The organism is Amycolatopsis sp. GA6-003 (genome assembly GCF_046267895.1).
Taxonomy (GTDB): Bacteria; Actinomycetota; Actinomycetes; order Mycobacteriales; family Pseudonocardiaceae; genus Amycolatopsis.
In genome coordinates, this window is record NZ_CP176499.1 from 5,902,950 (window position 1) to 5,920,232 (window position 17,283).

Here is a 17,283-nt window from a genome sequence, read left to right on the forward strand (position 1 = left end):
CAGTCATGGCACCGAACACCACCACCTCGGCCCCGGACGGATCGGGCTACAACACCTCCGGCTACGGCACGTCGTCCTCGGTCCCCGCGCCCGGTTCGACCGTGGCGATGGGCTCCAACCCGGCGGCCAACGAGATCGTCGCGTCGGCGCGCAGCAGCTCCGGCGGGTTCGAGATCGGCGGCGACCGCGCCATCGCCAACCCGCCGAACTGGCAGGCGCAGGAAAGCCACCAGCTCTACGTCGGCGCGACCACGGACAACGACCCGGGCACCGCCGAGGCCACCGGGCAGCACTGGGCCAAGCACGGCACCGAGCTGAAGCAGGCGTCCGACGACCTGTACAACGCGATCACCGAACTGGGCAACGTCTGGGTCGGCCAGGGCGCGGCGGGTGCGCAGGGCGCGCTCGTGGCGATCGCCAACTCGGGCACCCAGGCCTCCGACGCCGCGCACACGATGGCCGACCGGCTCGCCCGCCAGGCCGCCGCGGCCGCCGAGGTCAAGAAGATGCCCGCCCCGCGCGACTACGACCCGAAGCAGGCCATGGCGGCCGCGCTCGCGGGCGGCCCGGCCGCGCTGGCCGCGGACCAGAAGGCGCAGGCGGACGCCGCGAACGACGTCAAGGCGCAGCAGGTCGCCTTCTTCAACGCCTACACCCAGGCGATGAGCGAGGTCGACAGCTCCACCCCGAGCTTCGGCCCGGACTCGCTCGGCATGAAGCCGACCGCGACGCACTTCAACGGCAACTCCTTCAACAACGTCAGCACCGTCGGCCACACCGACGCTCCGGGCGCGCTCGGCTCCCCGGCCAGCTTCGGCACGGTGGGCGCGCACGGCGGGCCCGGCGGCGCGGGAGTGGCTGGGCACGGCGCTCCGGCGCACGTCTCGGCTGACTCGGGCAAGTACGGCACCTCCGGTCTCGAGGGCGGCGCGCTCGCCGCGGGCGCCGGTGTCGGCACCGGTTCCGGCGTCGGCGCGGCCCCGGTCGCCGCGGCGCCCGCGAGCACCGGCGGCAGCGGGGTCGGCGCGGCGCTCGGCCTCGGCGCCATCGGCGCGGGAGCCGGATTCGCCGGCGGCAAGCTCGGCGAGGGCAACCGCAGCGGTTCGCGCAAGGAGGAGGAAGGCAAGACCTCCGCGGCGTCCGAGCACCAGAGCGGGCAGAGCGCCGCGTCGGCGGCTCCGCAGCAGCAGGGCGTCGTCCCGGCGAGCGGCACCATCGGCCAGTCGCAGGGCATGAGCCCGATGGGCGGCATGGGCGGTGCGGGCGCGCACGGCGGCGGCGAGGAGGACGAGGAGCACACGCACGCCTCGTTCCTCATCGAACCGGACCCGGACGACGCGTTCGGGGCCAACCAGGCCACCCCGCCGCCGGTCATCGGCGCGTGGTCGGACGACGACAACTGACGCACTGCTCGCGGGCGCGTGACCGGCAAGGTCACGCGCCCGCGAGCGTTCGCAATCACGTGGGGTAGGGGGTTGGTCGATGCCGAACGCGGAGCTGCTCGCGCCGATCGAGGTGGACTTCCTGTGGGAGTCGGCCGGGATGGGCGAGCTGCCGTATCCGCTGCGGATCCGTTCGCACGGCGCGACGATGGACGAGCGCTCGGCGCTGCGCACGCGCACGCTGGGCGCGCTGGCCGACCGCGGGCTCGCCGACGACCGGGGCAGGCCCGCCCCGCACGTCGAGGACTATTTCGGCATTCTCGCCTCGCCGGACGTCAGCCTCGACACCGTCCAGCTGCTCGATCCGAACGGCGAACCGCTGCTCGCGGTCGCGGGCAGCGCGAACGGCGAAGGCCTGTTCGCGGTGCAGGACCAGCGCGGACTGCACCTGCACCCGTGCGCGCCGGACGGACTGGCCACGGCGATCATCTCGCTCCTGCCGGGCGCCCCGCGCGGCACCGAGAAGTCGATCACCGTGCCGCTGGAGCAGCTGGTCGGCGCGTCCGGGGTCGACTTCATGCAGCGGCGCGGCAACCAGGTGGACGCCTCCGGCCGCGCGAGCGTGGACGAGGACCGCAAGGCACTCGCCCGGCTGCACGCCCAGCAGCGGCTGCGCGGCGGCCAGATCGGCGCGAACGCCCGCAACCGCCTCGGCGGCCGCAGCCGGTCGACCGTGCTGAGCTGGTTCGACACCGAGACCGGCCGATACTTCACGCAGGCAAGCCAGGGCCACGACGGACGCGACTGGATCACCATCGCGCCCGCCGACCCGGCGACCTTGCGGCACCGGCTCGGCGAAATGCTCGCCAGCGTGGCCGACCAGGCCAGTGCGGGCGCCTTCTGACCGAACCGACCAGCGCGGGCGCAGGGCGCTTGAAGACTGCCGGTCCGGCGCTACGCTGGGCGGGAAATCGTTGACCGGAGGGTGAGCAGCACCGGATGCATCAAGAGTTCTTCTCGCCGCTGGCATTCGACTTCCTGTGGGAGTCGATGGAGCTGGGCGAGCTGCCCTACCCGCTGCGCGTGCGCTCGCACGGCGCGACGATGGACGAGCGCGTGTCGCTGCGGCACCGGGTCGACACCGAACTGAAGGCCCGCGGCATCCGCGACGCGCGCGGCCGGGTCGAACCCGACGTCGAAGACTGGCTGACCCTGCTCGCGCGCGCCCCGCAATCCATCGACGCGCTGCACATCCCGCAGTTCGAGGCGCATCCGGTCGCGCTGCTCGCCGCGGGCGACGAGCGCACCGGCGTGGTCGCGATCCAGGACGCGGACGGCATCTGGCTGCGCGCGATCCCGCCGGACGGGCTGGTGTCCACCATCGTCGAACTGCTGCCCGGCGGTCCGCGCGGCAGTGAGGCGTCGGTCACGCTTCCGCTGGACGAGGCGCTGCGCATCCAGCCGATCCGGGTTCCGGTCGCGGCGGGCGGGGGCCAGTCCGAGGAGAAGGGCGGGCGGCGCGCGAAGCGGCAGTCGCTCAGCGAGCGCGTCACCGTGGACCCGCGCGAGGCTTACGCGCTCATCGCGGGCCAGCCGCGGCTGCGCGGCGGTCAGCTGGCAGCGAACAGCAGGTCATCGCTGGGAACGCGGCAGCGGTCGCGGGTGCTGGGCTGGTTCGACACCGCCACCGGACGGTATTTGAGCTTGTCGAGGGCGGGTTCGGACGGCCGCGAATGGGTCACCGTCGCCCCGGCGGACCCGGCCACGCTGCGCAGCAGGCTGGGGGAAATGGCGGCCTCGGTGGCGGTCGACACGCGGTGACCGGCCGACGTGCCGACCGGCCCGGGAACCCTGGCGCGGGATTGGCCGTTGACCTGCGAGAGGCTCGCCAGGCTTCCCCGCCCGTCCGGACGGTACCCTGGTGGGACGGGTGCCCGGCGGTGCCCACGGGTTGTCAAGATCGCGATGGCGGGTATCACAGGATCCGCCCAACCAGGGAGGGTCGAGGCCGCAAGGGCCGAGTCGTATGAACCGGAAGAGCGTGCTCAGGAACCCACTGCTGTGGATCGTCGCGGGGTTGCTGGCGGTGCTGGCCTACAACACGATCTTCGACAGCGATCGTGGCTATACCCAGGCTCCGATCTCGACGGCGATGGGCCAGGTCGCCCAGAGCCACGTCAAGGAAGCCAGCCTCGAGGACAAGGAGCAGCAGCTCAAACTGCTGCTCGCGCAGAAGATCGACGTCGACGGCCAGCAGACTGACAAGATCGTCGCGCAGTTCCCCGCGAACGCCACGCACGAGATCTACGACAAGCTGATCACCGCCCAGAACGGCGGTCAGCCGATCAAGTTCACCACCAAGGTCACCCAGCAGAGCCTGCTGACCCAGATCCTCATCTTCGCGGTCCCGCTGGCGCTGGTGCTCGGCCTGCTGATGTGGATGATGAACAACGCCCAGGGCGGCGGGAACCGCGTCCTGAACTTCGGCAAGTCGAAGGCGAAGCAGCTCAACAAGGACATGCCGAAGACCACCTTCGGCGACGTCGCGGGCGCGGACGAAGCGGTCGAAGAGCTGTACGAGATCAAGGACTTCCTGCAGAACCCGGCGCGATATCAGGCGCTCGGCGCGAAGATCCCGAAGGGCGTCCTGCTCTACGGACCGCCAGGCACCGGCAAGACGCTGCTCGCGCGTGCGGTCGCCGGCGAGGCGGGCGTGCCGTTCTACACGATCTCCGGTTCGGACTTCGTCGAGATGTTCGTCGGTGTCGGCGCCTCGCGTGTCCGCGACCTGTTCGAGCAGGCGAAGCAGAACGCGCCGTGCATCATCTTCGTGGACGAGATCGACGCGGTCGGCCGCCAGCGCGGCGCCGGCCTCGGCGGCGGCCACGACGAGCGCGAGCAGACGCTGAACCAGCTGCTGGTCGAGATGGACGGCTTCGACGCCCGCGGCGGCATCATCCTGATCGCGGCCACCAACCGGCCGGACATCCTCGACCCGGCGCTGCTGCGCCCTGGCCGGTTCGACCGGCAGATCCCGGTGTCCGCGCCGGACCTGCTCGGCCGCAAGGCGATCCTCGAGGTGCACGCCAAGGGCAAGCCGATCGCGCAGGGCACCGACCTGACCGGGCTGGCCAAGCGCACCGTCGGCATGTCCGGTGCGGACCTGGCCAACGTGCTGAACGAGGCCGCGCTGCTCACCGCCCGCGAGAACGGGCACGTGATCACCGACGCCGCGCTCGAGGAATCGGTCGACCGGGTGGTCGGCGGTCCCGCGCGCAAGAGCCGGATCATCTCCGAGAAGGAGAAGAAGATCACCGCCTACCACGAGGGCGGGCACGCGCTCGCCGCGTGGGCGATGCCGGACATCGAACCGGTGTACAAGCTGACGATCCTGCCGCGCGGCCGCACCGGCGGGCACGCGCTGCTGGTGCCCGAGGACGACAAGCAGCTGATGACCCGGTCGGAGATGATCGGGCGGCTGGTGTTCGCGATGGGCGGCCGCACGGCCGAGGAACTGGTGTTCCACGAGCCCACCACCGGTGCGTCCTCGGACATCGAGCAGGCGACGAAGATCGCCCGCGCGATGGTCACCGAATACGGCATGAGCGCGCGGCTGGGCGCGGTGAAGTACGGCCAGGAGCAGGGCGACCCGTTCCTCGGCCGGTCCGCGGGCAGGCAGGCCGACTACTCGCTCGAGGTGGCGCACGAGATCGACGAGGAGGTGCGCAAGCTCATCGAGACCGCGCACACCGAGGCGTGGCACGTGCTGAACACCTACCGCGACGTGCTCGACAACCTGGTCATGGAGCTGCTGGAGAAGGAAACGCTGCAGCGCAAGGACCTCGAGCGGATCTTCGCGACGGTCGAGAAGCGCCCGCACATCACCGTCTTCAACGAGTTCGGCGAGCGCACGCCGTCGGACAAGCCGCCGATCAAGACCCCGGGCGAGCTGGCGATGGAGCGCGGCGAGCCGTGGCCGCCGCCGGCTCCGGAGAAGGAAAAGCGCGCCCTGCAGCCCGCTCCGACCCCGGTCGGCACCGCGCCGGGTGCGGGCGAGCTGCCCGGCGGTCCGCCGTACCAGGCTCCGGACCCGAACGCGAACCCGTACGCCCCGCCGCCCAACGGCGGCCGTCCGGGCGGGCCGAACGGCACCGGCCGCTGGGGCCAGCCGTATGGTGGTCAGCAGCAGCCGGGCGGTCCGGCAGGCGGCGGCTACCAGCCCGGTGGCCCGGGCGGTGCGCAGAGCGGACCGCCGAACTACGGGGCGCCTCCGGGCTGGACCCCGGCGACGTCCCCGGGCGGCCAGCAGCCGTGGCGCCCCGCCGAAGACCGTCCGCGTGAGCAGGGCTGGTTCGCCGACGGCGCGAACGGCCAGCAGCCGGACGAGGGGCAGCATCGGCGTGACGTCGACGGATCAGACAAGCAGTAAAGACGGCATCCGCCCGGTCTTCGATCAGGACCGGGCGGAGCGCGCCGTTCGCGAGCTGCTGCTCGCCTGCGGCGAAGACCCGGATCGGGACGGTCTCCAGGACACCCCGGCCCGGGTCGCTCGCGCTTACCGGGAAATGTTCGCCGGCCTCTACACCGATCCGGACGAGGTGCTGGCGCGGACGTTCGACGAATCGCACGAGGAACTCGTGCTCGTCACGGACATCCCGATGTATTCCAACTGCGAACACCACCTTCTCCCGTTCCACGGTGTGGCCCACGTCGGCTACATCCCGAACGGCGAGGGCAAGGTCACCGGGCTGTCGAAGCTCGCCCGGCTGGTCGATCTCTACGCTCGCCGTCCGCAGGTGCAGGAGCGGCTCACCTCGCAGATCGCCGACGCGCTCGTGCGCCGGCTGGAGCCGCGGGGCGTGATCGTGGTCGTCGAGGCCGAGCATCTGTGCATGTCGGTGCGCGGGATCCGCAAGCCCGGTTCGCGGACCACCACGTCGGCGGTGCGCGGGATGCTGCGGTCGTCGGCGACGTCGCGGGCCGAGGCGATCGAGCTGATCCGGGGGCGTCGGTGATCCCCCGGCCGGGGCGGTGCGCCGTGATGGGCGTGCTGAACGTGACGCCCGATTCGTTCTCCGATGGCGGCCGCTACCTCGATCTCGACCAGGCGCTGGAGCACGCGCGCGAGATGTGGGCGCGCGGCGCGGACCTGATCGACGTCGGCGGCGAGTCGACGCGTCCGGGCGCGTCGCGGGTCGACGCGGAGACCGAGGCCGCGCGCATTCTGCCGGTGATCCGGCAGCTGGCTTCCGAAGGCGTCGTCCTGTCGGTCGACACCACGCGGGCCGCGGTCGCGGAGGCCGCGGTGACGGCTGGCGCGAAGGTAATCAACGACGTGTCCGGCGGGCTCGCCGATCCGGCGATGGGGCGGGTCGCGGCGGAGACCAAGGCCCCGTGGGTGCTGATGCACTGGCGCGGGCACAGCAAGGACATGAACGCGCTGGCCACGTACACCGACGTGGTCGCCGAGGTGCGCGGCGAGCTGCTGCAGCGGATCGACGAGGCGGTCGCGGCCGGGGTGTCCGAGAGCGAGATCGTGCTCGACCCGGGGCTCGGGTTCGCGAAGCACGCCGAGCACGACTGGGCGTTGCTGCACGGGCTGGATTCGTTGGTGGGCTTGGGTTTCCCGGTTCTGGTGGGTGCTTCGCGCAAACGCTTCCTCGGCCGGTTGCTGGCCGGGAAGGACGGCGTGCCGAGGCCGCCGGACGGCCGCGAGATCGCCACCGCGTCGATCTCGGCGCTGGCCGCGGCGGCGGGCGCTTGGGGCGTGCGCGTGCACGAGGTGGGGGCATCACTGGACGCCGTGGCGGTGGCCGCGGCCTGGCAGCAAGGACGGGCCAATGGCTGACCGCATCACGCTCACGGGTCTGCGCGTGTTCGGCCGACATGGGGTCTTCGACCACGAGAAGCGCGACGGACAGGAATTCGTCGTCGACATCGTCGCGTGGCTCGACCTCGGGCCGGCCGCGGCGTCGGACGACCTGACCAAGACGCTGCACTACGGCGAGCTGGCCGAGCTGGCGGCGGGAATCGTCGCCGGGGAGCCGTACGACCTGATCGAGAGCGTCGCCGGGAAGATCGCCGACGAGGTCATGCGCGACGACCGGCTGACCGCTGTCGAGGTCACCGTGCACAAGCCGTCCGCTCCGATTCCGCTGACCTTCGACGACGTCGCGGTCACCGTCCGGCGGGAGCGATGAGCCGCGCGGTGCTGTCGCTGGGGTCCAACCTCGGCGACCGGCTCGGCTACCTGCGCAGCGCGGTCGACGCGGTGCGCCCGGCGCTCGTCGCGGTGTCCGGCGTGTACGAGACGAAAGCCTGGGGCGTCGAGGACCAGCCGGATTTCCTGAACGCGCTGTGCATCGTCGACGACCCGGCGCGCGACCACTGGGCGTGGCTGCGCGCCGGGCAGGCGGCCGAACAGGCGGCGGGCCGGGTGCGCGAACTGCGCTGGGGCCCGCGCACGCTGGATGTCGACATAGTGACCGTGCAAGGCGTGACGTCCGACGATCCGGAGCTGCTGCTGCCGCATCCCGGGACGCCGGACCGGGCGAGCGTGCTGATCCCGTGGCTCGAGATCGACCCGGACGCCGAGGTGCCCGGACACGGCCGGGCCGCCGACCTGCTCGCCCGGCTGCCGGAAGCCGACCGGGCGGGCGTCGTCCTGCGGCCCGACCTCACCCTGTCGTGAGTGCTTAGGCCGGTGCTAACCGGCTTGGGCGCTCACGAGGCCCGCAGCGCCGCCAGCAGGAACTGGACCTCTTCCTGGCGGCTGGGGATGGCGGGCCAGCCGTTGATGGTCGCGAGCAGCTGCCAGTACCGCTCGGCGCGCGGATCCGCACCGACAGCGATTCCGTCCGCCAGCTGGCAACGGACCGCGGGGTCGGCCGGGTTCTGGCCGGGGCGGACCGAGGCGGTCGCGATCGCGTCCGCCAGCGCTCGTCCCGCCGGGGAGTCCGGCGCGTGGCCCGCGTCGAGCGCGGAGCGGGCGTCGGTCATCCAGGCGTCCCAGTTCTCCCGCTGAGCCTTCGTCGGGTGCTCGTATTCGCCCGCTTCCCGGGTGGCCGAATGCCGTTCGCTCATCGTGCGGATGGACTGCCGGAAGTCCGGGTCTCGCACGAGTTCGGCGAACTCGATCCAGGCCTCCAGTTGTTCCGGTGTCGGATCATCCGGAAGGTCTGGTTTGGCTGATTGCATTCGCGCGTAGAACTCGGGATCGACGTCGAGTCCCTGCATCATTTCGGTCCAGAACTCGTCGACCAGACGGCGGCGTTCCTCGTCCGGCATTTGGGCGATGCGGTTCATCAGTTTCACTTCCTCCAGCTCGGAATCCCGTTTCAGCACCGCGCGCAGTACCGCGCGGCGCAGCCGCAACCGCCGGATCTGCTCGTCGAGGGCGTCGACGTGGCTCGTCGCCAGGTCGCGCACCGTCGTCTCGCGCGCCAGCGCGCGGGACACATCGGGCAGGCCGATGCCCAGCTCGCGCAGCGTCCGCACCAGCTCCAGCCGGGCGAGCGCGTGCGCGTCGTACAGCCGGTAGCCGGCTCCGGTCCGCTGCGTGGGCGGGAGCAGGCCCTCGTCGGAGTAGAACCGGATGGTCTTCACCGGCAGCCCGGTGCGCCGGGACAGTTCGCCGATCGTGAAGACCGTGGGGGCAGGCATGTCAGGCATGGTGGAGTCTCCAGTCGCTGGAGAGTCAAGCCTGCCAGAACGGGCTCGGTACGGTGGAGGCATGCACTTCACGCGGTCCCGGGACCTGGTCGTGGCCGCGGTCCTCGGCCTCGCCGTGGTCTACGTGCTGTTCCAGGCCGCCTACGGCGATCTGCCGCAGCTGCCCTTGCTCGCCGGGGTGACCTTCGCGGTGCTCGCGGTCGCCGAGACGGGGCTGGCGGTGTCGATCCGGTCGCGGATCAAGTCCGGCCGGGTGCGCGGCGAGGCGGTCGGGATCGCCAGGGCGGTGGCGCTGGCGAAGGCGTCGTCGCTGGCCGGGGCGTTTCTCGGCGGCGGCTGGCTGGCCGCGTTCCTCTATGTTTTCCCCCGACGTGACGAACTCGTCGCCGCGGTCTCGGACAGCAAGTCGGCGGTCGTCGGGGTGGTGTCGTCGGCGCTGCTCGTAGCTGCCGGTTTGTGGCTCGAGCACTCCTGCCGGACGCCGCCGGAGGAGCGCGGGGGAACGACCGGTTAACGCTTCGATGGCGCCGCTCGAAGTACCGACTAGGTCTCATTCGGATCACCAGAAGGTACGGTGTCAGGCATGACTGGCGTGGGTGACGACTCGCACGGCCGCCGCCCTGGCAGGCCGTGGCTTGTCGTCGGATTGCTCCTCGCCGTCGGCGCCACCCTCGCATTGGTGCTCAGCGACGACCTCCGGTACCTCCGGCTCGGGATCGTCGCGGCGCTCTGGGCTGCCCTGATCGGCGCCTTCCTGGCTGTCCGGGCCCGCAAGAACGCGGCGCACAGCGAGGAGGCGGTCGCCGAGGCGCAGGCGGTATACGAACTCGAGCTGGAACGCGAGATCGCGGCCCGGCGGGAGTACGAACTCGAACTCGAAACGGAAACGCGCGAGGCCGCCGAGGCACGATCGCGCGAAGAATTGGATGCGCTCCGTGCCGAAGTGGCTGCGCTCCGCGAAAGCCTGCAATCGCTGTTCGGCGGCGAGGTGCTGCTCGAGCGCGTCGCGCTGACCGCGCAGGCCACCCGGATGCGCTCGCTGAACGACGAGCAGCGGCTCGTTTCGGCGGGTGCGGAAGCCAAGAACGGCAATGGCAAGAAACCGGCTCAGCTGCTCGCTCCGAAGAAGCAGGTGGTCGATGTTCCGGAGCGGCCGACCGAATTGATGGACCGGGTGCTCGACGCGAATCCCGCGGAGCGCCGCCGGCCGCCGGTGAACGGGACCGCGAAGACCAACGGGACTTCTGGCGCGAACGGCTCGATCAGCGCTGGTTTGAACGGTTCCGGACCGAATGGCGACCGTTCCACTCAGTTGCGCACCCAGCAGATGCCGCGGCTCAAGCCGAAGCGCCCGGAACCGCCCGCCGAGCCGGAGCCGTTCGAGGACGACGTCGAAGCGGACCACCCCGCTCCGCGGCGCGATCCCCGGGCCAACCTGGCGGAGGCGTTCGTGCCTCGCAGCGATTCGGGTCCGCACGAGGGGCGGGCCAGTGTGGCGGACGCTTTCGCCGCGCGGGAGCCGCGGAACGGTGCGCCGGAACCGCAGGCTGGGCGGCCGGTTCGGGGTGGTTCGCAGGCCGAGCGTGGTCCTCGGGGCGGTGCGCCGAAGCCGTATGAAGCTGAGCGTCGTTCGGCTGGGGACTCCGGGGCGCAGGCCCTTCCGGAGCCGGTTGAGCAGGAGAGCGTCCGGCCGCGCAAGGTGACTGAGCCGTTGCCGCGGGAGGCTGAGCGGGTTCGGGAGGCGCGTCCGCGGGCGGCTCGGCCGTCGAAGGATGTGCCGGAGGTGGCTCGGCGGACTGAGGCGCAGCCGACTCGGACTGTGGCGCCGGTGAGTAAGCCGGAGCCGCCGGTGGCGCCCGTGAAGCCGGTCAATCCGGTTAAGGACGAGCGGCCGGTGCCTCGGTTGGCGGCGCGGTCGGTTCCTCCGCGGGATGAAGCTGTTGAGCAGACTGCGGTTTCCGCTCCCGTTGAGGCTGCTCGGCATGCTGAGCCTGGTTCGGACGCGCCGGAGAAGGAAAGCGTCGGGGAGGCGCAGGTTCGGGCGCCGTCTCGGTTGGAGCAGTTCTCCCGGTCGGATTTGTCGCCGTTGGCTGAGGACACGCCTACTGGGCGGCATGGGGCTGACTCGGTTAATCCCACGTTGCCGGAGGCGGTGCGGAGTTCGGTGAGCAGTGGGACTGGCGGGCGTCGGCGGCGGCCCGATGCTGAATCGGCTCCGTCGCCTGGTGGGCGGCGGAGGCGGCCGGAGGGGGAGCCGCCTGCTTGGGAGGCTGCTGAGGAGGCGGGCTCTGGGGGGCATCATGCTTCTGGGCGGTCGGTGACCGAGTTGCTTGCGGCTAATGGGAAGGCCGATGGGACTCCTCGTAGGCGGCGTCGGGCTGAGGATTGATTGGTGCGTTCTCGGGCGGCTCGTCGCCCTGGCGGGCGACATTGCGCCTCGTTGGTTGCGTGGGGCACCCCGATTTTTCATTGTGCTGACGGTTCGGGGGTGCTTGTCAAGGCGGGAAAGATGCCTTGACAAGCACCCCCGAACCGCAGGGCGGCTTTGTATCGGGGTTGGGGGAGGGGCTGGGTGCCTCGCTCGTTGGGTGCAGCGGCTGCGGGTTGGGGCTGGGTGCCTCGCTCTTTGGGTGCAGTGGTGCGGTTTTAGGGCTGGGTGTGTCGTTCGTTGGGTGCAGTGGTGCGGTTTTAGGGCTGGGTGCCCGCTCGTGGGTGCAGCGGCTGCGGTTTCGGGGCGTAGGGGCATCCGGTGTGGTGGGCTGGCGGCGGGTGGTCTGTGAAGGTGGCCCTCACGGACCGGGGTGAGTGTTGCCGGGGGGTATCCCGCGTAGGGCTGAACCCGGTACGTCCAACCGGCGTGGGTTTTGGGGCCTGCGTATGGTGACCGCTCGTGAACGGCACCCTTTCTGCCAGCTCGTCGGGTTCTGCGTCCACGCCGCCTCGTTCTCGGCATGTCACCGTGCTCCTTCCGGTGCTCGGGTTGATCGTCGTGGCGTTGTGCGGGCTTTTTCTCTTCGGGCTCGCTACTGCGCGCGTCGGGTGGATGGCTGTCGCGATCGGGGTGGTCGCGGCGCTGCTGCCGGTTGGCGTGGTGGTCGCCGGGTTGCTTTGGGTTGATCGGTGGGAGCCTGAGCCGGCCAAGTTGCTTCTTCTCGCATTCGCTTGGGGCGCTTGCATTGCCACCGTCACCGCGCTGCTGATCAACACCGGGGCCGAGGCGTTCGGGGACCTGCTTCTCGGCGGGGGCAATGGCAGCAAGGTGAGTGCGCTCGTCTCCGCGCCGCTGGTCGAGGAAGCCGCGAAGGGTGTCTTTGTCCTGTTGGTCTTCTGGCGGCGCAACGAGGAATTCGACGGGATCGTCGACGGCGTCGTTTACGCGGGGTTCGCGGCCGCCGGGTTCGCCTTCACCGAGAACATCTATTACTTCGGCCGCGCCTTCGCTGACCACGGCTTCGGCAACGGCACCAGTTCCGGGGTGCTCGCCGCTTTCCTCGTGCGCGGTGTGCTTTCTCCGTTCACGCATCCGTTGTTCACCGCCATGACCGGCATCGGGTTCGGCATCGCGGCTCGCTACGCGCAGCGGTGGGTCCGGATTCTCGCGCCGCTCGCCGGGTATCTCGCCGGGGTCTTCCTGCACGCGCTCTGGAACGCCGCGGCCACGCTCAACGGCGGGAAGTCCTTCCTCACCCTGTATTTCCTGGTGATTCTGCCGCTGCTGATCGCCGCGATCTACGTGATCGTGCTGCAGCGCCGGAGGGAACAGCGGATCGTCGCCGCCGCGTTGCCGAAGATGGCTGCTGCGCGGTGGATCGCGCCGTCGGAGGTCGAGCTGCTCGCCAGTTTGCCCGGGCGGCGGCAGTGGCGGAAGCAGGCGCGCAAGCAGTCCGGGCGGGCCGCGGCGCGGGCGGTGGGCCGGTATCAGGCGAGCGTGACCGAACTCGCATTCCTTCGGCGTACGCGGTTGCGCACCGAGCAGGACCGGCAGCGGCAGGAAGAGTTGCTGCAGGCACTGCGGGACGCCCGGGCGGATGCGGTGCGATTGGCGAACAATCGCGACAGTCGGTGAACATTCCCCGTCCGGGGTAGCTCTACCGTGCCAAAAGTGGCGTCCCACCGGGGGATTAGCGGCCACGGTGCTCGCCGGCGGCCGAGCGCCAATAAGGTACGGGCGCGATGGGACGCCCCGGGTGAAGCTGGTCACCCAGGCACCGCGATCCGGCCGGGTCGGGGCTACTCTCGCGCCGTCGTCTGGTACCCGCGACGAAAGAGCGGGACTGGAACGAACATGAGGAGTTTCGAGCCATGAGCGTCCACAGGCGCACGCCATGAACCGACCGGCCCGCCTTGCCGTGGGCGTCGTTTCCGCCGGCCGCGTGGGCAGTGTCCTCGGCGCGGCATTGGCCAGGGCAGGCCACACCGTAGTCGCCGCTTCGGGGCTGTCCGCGGCCTCGCTGAACCGTGCGGAACGGTTGCTGCCGAAGGTGCCTTTGCTGCCGCCCGACGAGGTCGTGCGGAGAGCTGATCTCGTCTTGCTCGCGTTGCCGGACGACGCGCTCGCCGGCACCGTCCGTGGTCTGGTCGCTACGAATTCGGTACGGGCGGGGCAGATCGTGGTGCACACCTCAGGGGCGCACGGCATCGACGTGCTGGCTCCGGCCGCGGAAGCCGGTGCGCTGCCGCTCGCGCTGCACCCGGTGCTCACCTTCACCGGCCGCGAGGAAGACCTCGAACGTCTTGTCGCGGCAAGCATCGGCGTCACCGCGGCACCGGACGACGACGCGGCGTGGAACGTCGGTGAGGCGCTCGCCGTCGAGATGGGCGCCGAGCCGGTGCGGGTCCCCGAATCCGCGCGGGCGCTGTACCACGCGGCGCTGGCGCACGGCGCGAATCACCTGATGACGCTGGTCGCCGACTGCACGGAAACCCTGCGCGGGGCCGGAATCGGACAACCGGAACGACTCGTCGCACCGCTGCTTTCGGCGGCATTGGACAATGTCCTTCGCCACGGGGACCGCGCCCTCACCGGACCGGTCCCGCGTGGTGATCTCGGCACCGTCCGCAAGCACCTCGACGTGCTCACGGAGCGGGCGCCGCAGATCGCCCCGGCCTACCGGGCGCTGGCCCGGCGCACAGCCGAACGGTCTCGCGCCGCCGGCCTGCTCGATCCCGCGGCCGCGGGCGAACTGACCGATCTTCTCGCCGACCCCGCCGAAGGACAGACCCCGTGACGACACCGAAATTCCAGCGCGGAACGCTCAACACGTTCCAGCCGCCCGAGCACATCAGCAAGGTGAGCCAGGCGCTGCGCAGCGTCGGCCGGAAGGTCGCGCTGGTGCCCACCATGGGCGCGCTGCACGACGGCCACCGCGAACTGCTGCGCCGCGCGAAGCGGCTGCCGAACACTGTCGTCGCGGCGTCGATCTTCGTGAACCCGTTGCAGTTCGGCGAGGGCGAGGACTTCGAGGCGTACCCGCGTCAGCTCGAAGCCGACTTGGCGACTTTGTCCGAAGCAGGCGTCGAACTGGCCTTCACGCCGAAGGCCTCGGACCTGTACGCGGACAACGCGATGGTCACCGTGCACCCCGGCCCGCTCGGCGACGAACTCGAGGGAGCCGTCCGGCCCGGGCATTTCTCCGGGGTGCTGACGGTCGTCGCGAAGCTGTTCAACCTGCTGCGCCCGGATTACGCGTTCTTCGGGGAGAAGGACTACCAGCAGCTGGTGCTGATCAAGCGGATGGTGGCGGACCTGAACATCGACACCCGCGTCATCGGGGTGCCGACGGTCCGGGAACGGGACGGCCTCGCGCTGTCCTCGCGCAACGTCTACCTGACGCCGGAACAACGGGAAGACGCGGTGGTGCTTTCGTCCGCGTTGTCGGCCGGGGCGCACGTCGGGCGGGACGGGGCGGAGGCCGTGCTGGAGATGGCGCGGAAGACGCTCGCGGCCCGTCCCCAGGTGGAAGTGGATTACCTGGAATTGAGGGGAACCGATTTGGGGCCGGCGCCCGTCGACGGAGAGGCGCGGTTGCTGGTCGCCGCCCGGGTGGGGAGTACCCGGCTGATCGACAACGCGGGAGTGCTGCTCGGAAAAGCCGTGGAACATCCGAGCGGGGATCCGGACGCAGGGGAATAGGGAGAGTCCACGATGTATCGCACGATGCTGAAATCGAAGATCCACCGGGCCACGGTGACCCAGGCCGACCTGCACTACGTGGGTTCGGTCACGGTCGACGAGGACCTGATGGAGGCCGCCGATCTGCTCGAGGGCGAGCAGGTGTCCATTGTGGATGTCACGAACGGCGCCCGGCTGGAAACCTATGTCATCACCGGCGAGCGCGGCAGCGGAGTGATCGGCATCAACGGCGCCGCGGCGCATCTGGTGCACCCGGGCGACCTGGTGATCCTGATCGCCTACGGGCAGATGGACGACGCGGAGGCGCGCGCCTACCGGCCGCGAGTGATCTTTGTGGACGATTACAACCGGATCGTCGAACGCGGAACCGACCCGGCGCACGCCCCGGACGGATCGGGCCTGCTGAGCGGCACGGTCACGCTGCCCGAAGAGGACACGATGACCTTCCCGGTGGCCGAAACCGCGGACGCGCGCCGTCTCGACGCGTTGCTGCACGCCGAAAACTGACCTGTACCGGCGGCGGTCGCGAGCCGCAGTAAGGAAGACCTCGTTGCTGCTCACTGTCGACGTCGGCAATACCAATATCGTGCTCGGGCTTTACGACGGCACCGAATTGGTCAGTGACTGGCGGATGCGCACCGACGCGCGGATGACCGCCGACGAACTCGCGCTCACCGTGCGCGGACTGCTCGGCCCGCACGCCGACGCGGTCACCGGGATCAGCGCACTGTCCACAGTGCCCGCGGTGCTGCGCGAATTGCGGGTGATGCTCGGCCGCTATTACGCGCGGGTGCCGAAGATCGTCGTCGAGCCCGGCGTGCGCACCGGCGTCGCGCTGCTGGTGGACAATCCGAAGGAAGTCGGCGCGGACCGGCTCGTGAACACCCTTGCCGCGCACCATTTGCACGCCACCGCGTGCGTGGTGGTCGATTTCGGCACCTCCACGAACGTCGACGCGATCTCGGCCCGGGGCGAATTCCTCGGCGGGGCGTTCGCCCCGGGCATCGAGATCTCGGTGGACGCGCTCGCCGCCCGCGCGGCCGCGCTGCGCAAGGTGGAACTCGTCCCGCCGCGTTCGGTGATCGGCAAGAACACCGTGGAATGCCTGCAGTCCGGCATCCTCTACGGCTTCGCCGGCCAGGTCGACGGGCTCGTCCGGCGGATCGTGCGCGAATTGCAGGCCGACAGCACGGATCCGGTCACGGTGATCGCCACCGGCGGGCTCGCCCCGCTGGTACTGGGCGAATCCGAGACGATCAAGGAGCACGTGCCGGACCTGACGCTGCTCGGCCTCCGGCTGGTGTACGAACGGAATGTGCGTTAGCCGAACTGCTCGGCGAGGTAATCCTCGAAGGTGCGGACGCCGGTGTCCGCGTCGAGGTTGAGGTTGCCGTCGGCGCGATAGACCTTTCCGGCCGCTCCGGGAACGCGCATCGGCATTTTCAGCCGCCGTCGCCCGCTGGCCCGCAAATACTTGTCGACCAGTTCGCCCATGCCGTACACCTTGGGCCCGGCCAGATCCGGCACCCGCCCGGCCGGGTCGCCGAGCGCCAGCCGCGCGATCCGCTCGGCCACTTCCCGGGCGTCGACCGGCTGGAAATTGATCGCGGGCACCGGCACGACCGGCAGTTTCGCCACCGCCCGCACGGCATTGAGGCAGAACCCGTGGAACTGGGCCGCGCGCAGGACGGTCGACGGCACTTCCGACGCGGCGACGAGCTTTTCGGCCTCGTGCTTGCGGCGGAAATAGCCCAGCGGCACCGCGTCGGCGGCGATCACCGAAATGAAAACCAGGTGGCTGACTCCGGCGCGTTCGGCGGCGCGGACCAGATTCGCGGTCGCCACGTCGTCGCCCTTGGGACCGCCTGCCAAGTGCACGATCACGTCCGCTCCGTCGACCGCGGGGGCAAGGCCTTCGCCGGTCGTCAGGTCGCAGGCGAACCGGTCGGGGCCGGTTGCTTTGCGGCTGAGGATGCGCACCTTCGCGTCGTGGAGGGCGGGAACGACCAGTTTGCCGAGAGTTCCGGTGCCGCCGGTGACCAAGATCGTCGTCATGGGCATTTCCTTCCGGGTACAGTGCCGCTGGTCGGGCACTGG

Annotated in this window: 16 protein-coding genes and 1 pseudogene; 15 read left to right on the top strand and 2 right to left on the bottom strand. The window is 70.6% G+C overall.

Annotated features, from left to right (window positions below; translation table 11 throughout):
* The first annotated feature begins 107 nt into the window (after positions 1 to 107).
* The 8 genes from F9C12_RS26705 to folK all read left to right on the top strand — a co-directional run bounded on the left by F9C12_RS26705 (position 108) and on the right by folK (position 8,073).
* Positions 108 to 1,403: a hypothetical protein gene (locus tag F9C12_RS26705; RefSeq protein WP_409467078.1), complete on the top strand. Its 1,296-nt coding sequence runs from the start codon at positions 108 to 110 to the stop codon at positions 1,401 to 1,403.
* A gap of 79 nt (positions 1,404 to 1,482) precedes the next feature.
* Positions 1,483 to 2,286, top strand: coding sequence for an ESX secretion-associated protein EspG (locus tag F9C12_RS26710; RefSeq protein WP_409184537.1), 804 nt, complete (start codon positions 1,483 to 1,485; stop codon positions 2,284 to 2,286).
* Between the two features lie 95 nt (positions 2,287 to 2,381).
* Positions 2,382 to 3,203 (top strand): ESX secretion-associated protein EspG, encoded by an 822-nt coding sequence (locus F9C12_RS26715; RefSeq protein ID WP_409462196.1) that lies wholly within the window; start codon positions 2,382 to 2,384, stop codon positions 3,201 to 3,203.
* A 205-nt stretch (positions 3,204 to 3,408) separates the two neighbouring features.
* Positions 3,409 to 5,811 (top strand): ATP-dependent zinc metalloprotease FtsH, encoded by a 2,403-nt coding sequence (gene ftsH / locus F9C12_RS26720; protein WP_409184539.1) that lies wholly within the window; start codon positions 3,409 to 3,411, stop codon positions 5,809 to 5,811.
* Entirely contained in the window at positions 5,783 to 6,397 is a 615-nt protein-coding gene (folE, locus tag F9C12_RS26725; RefSeq protein ID WP_409184540.1) for a GTP cyclohydrolase I FolE, read from the top strand. Before ftsH ends, folE begins: the two co-directional genes overlap by 29 nt.
* A gap of 26 nt (positions 6,398 to 6,423) precedes the next feature.
* On the top strand, positions 6,424 to 7,230 hold the full coding sequence (gene folP / locus F9C12_RS26730; protein ID WP_409462197.1) for a dihydropteroate synthase: 807 nt from the start codon (positions 6,424 to 6,426) through the stop codon (positions 7,228 to 7,230).
* Entirely contained in the window at positions 7,223 to 7,582 is a 360-nt protein-coding gene (gene folB / locus F9C12_RS26735) for a dihydroneopterin aldolase (RefSeq protein ID WP_409184542.1), read from the top strand. Before folP ends, folB begins: the two co-directional genes overlap by 8 nt.
* Positions 7,579 to 8,073 carry a 2-amino-4-hydroxy-6-hydroxymethyldihydropteridine diphosphokinase gene (gene folK / locus F9C12_RS26740; protein ID WP_134728484.1) on the top strand — a complete coding sequence of 165 codons (495 nt, stop codon included), beginning with the start codon at positions 7,579 to 7,581 and terminating at the stop codon, positions 8,071 to 8,073. The genes folB and folK overlap by 4 nt, the downstream gene beginning before the upstream one ends.
* Positions 8,074 to 8,105: 32 nt before the next feature.
* Here folK and F9C12_RS26745 read toward each other — a convergent pair whose 3' ends face one another.
* Positions 8,106 to 9,044 (bottom strand): MerR family transcriptional regulator, encoded by a 939-nt coding sequence (locus tag F9C12_RS26745; protein WP_409462198.1) that lies wholly within the window; start codon positions 9,042 to 9,044, stop codon positions 8,106 to 8,108.
* A 70-nt stretch (positions 9,045 to 9,114) separates the two neighbouring features.
* Here F9C12_RS26745 and F9C12_RS26750 point away from each other — a divergent pair, with 70 nt between their 5' ends.
* The 7 genes and pseudogenes from F9C12_RS26750 (at position 9,115) to F9C12_RS26780 (ending at position 16,510) form a co-directional block, all read left to right on the top strand.
* Positions 9,115 to 9,567, top strand: a complete 453-nt coding sequence (locus F9C12_RS26750; protein ID WP_409462199.1) for a DUF3180 domain-containing protein — start codon at positions 9,115 to 9,117, stop codon at positions 9,565 to 9,567.
* 69 nt (positions 9,568 to 9,636) lie between these two features.
* On the top strand, positions 9,637 to 11,442 hold the full coding sequence (locus F9C12_RS26755; RefSeq protein WP_409462200.1) for a DUF6779 domain-containing protein: 1,806 nt from the start codon (positions 9,637 to 9,639) through the stop codon (positions 11,440 to 11,442).
* Between the two features lie 570 nt (positions 11,443 to 12,012).
* Positions 12,013 to 13,119, top strand: coding sequence for a PrsW family intramembrane metalloprotease (locus tag F9C12_RS26760; protein WP_409184546.1), 1,107 nt, complete (start codon positions 12,013 to 12,015; stop codon positions 13,117 to 13,119).
* 247 nt (positions 13,120 to 13,366) lie between these two features.
* Positions 13,367 to 14,281: pseudogene (locus tag F9C12_RS26765) on the top strand (Rossmann-like and DUF2520 domain-containing protein); the annotation flags it as partial.
* Complete coding sequence (panC, locus tag F9C12_RS26770) at positions 14,278 to 15,186, top strand: pantoate--beta-alanine ligase (RefSeq protein ID WP_409184547.1); 909 nt, start codon at positions 14,278 to 14,280, stop codon at positions 15,184 to 15,186. The pseudogene F9C12_RS26765 and the gene panC, both read left to right, overlap by 4 nt.
* A gap of 12 nt (positions 15,187 to 15,198) precedes the next feature.
* Positions 15,199 to 15,693: an aspartate 1-decarboxylase gene (gene panD / locus F9C12_RS26775; RefSeq protein ID WP_409184548.1), complete on the top strand. Its 495-nt coding sequence runs from the start codon at positions 15,199 to 15,201 to the stop codon at positions 15,691 to 15,693.
* Positions 15,694 to 15,736: 43 nt separating this feature from the next.
* Positions 15,737 to 16,510 (top strand): type III pantothenate kinase, encoded by a 774-nt coding sequence (locus tag F9C12_RS26780; protein ID WP_409184549.1) that lies wholly within the window; start codon positions 15,737 to 15,739, stop codon positions 16,508 to 16,510.
* Here the strand turns inward: F9C12_RS26780 and F9C12_RS26785 are convergent.
* Positions 16,507 to 17,241 carry an SDR family oxidoreductase gene (locus tag F9C12_RS26785; RefSeq protein ID WP_409184550.1) on the bottom strand — a complete coding sequence of 245 codons (735 nt, stop codon included), beginning with the start codon at positions 17,239 to 17,241 and terminating at the stop codon, positions 16,507 to 16,509. The genes F9C12_RS26780 and F9C12_RS26785 overlap by 4 nt on opposite strands.
* Between the last annotated feature and the right edge of the window lie 42 nt (positions 17,242 to 17,283).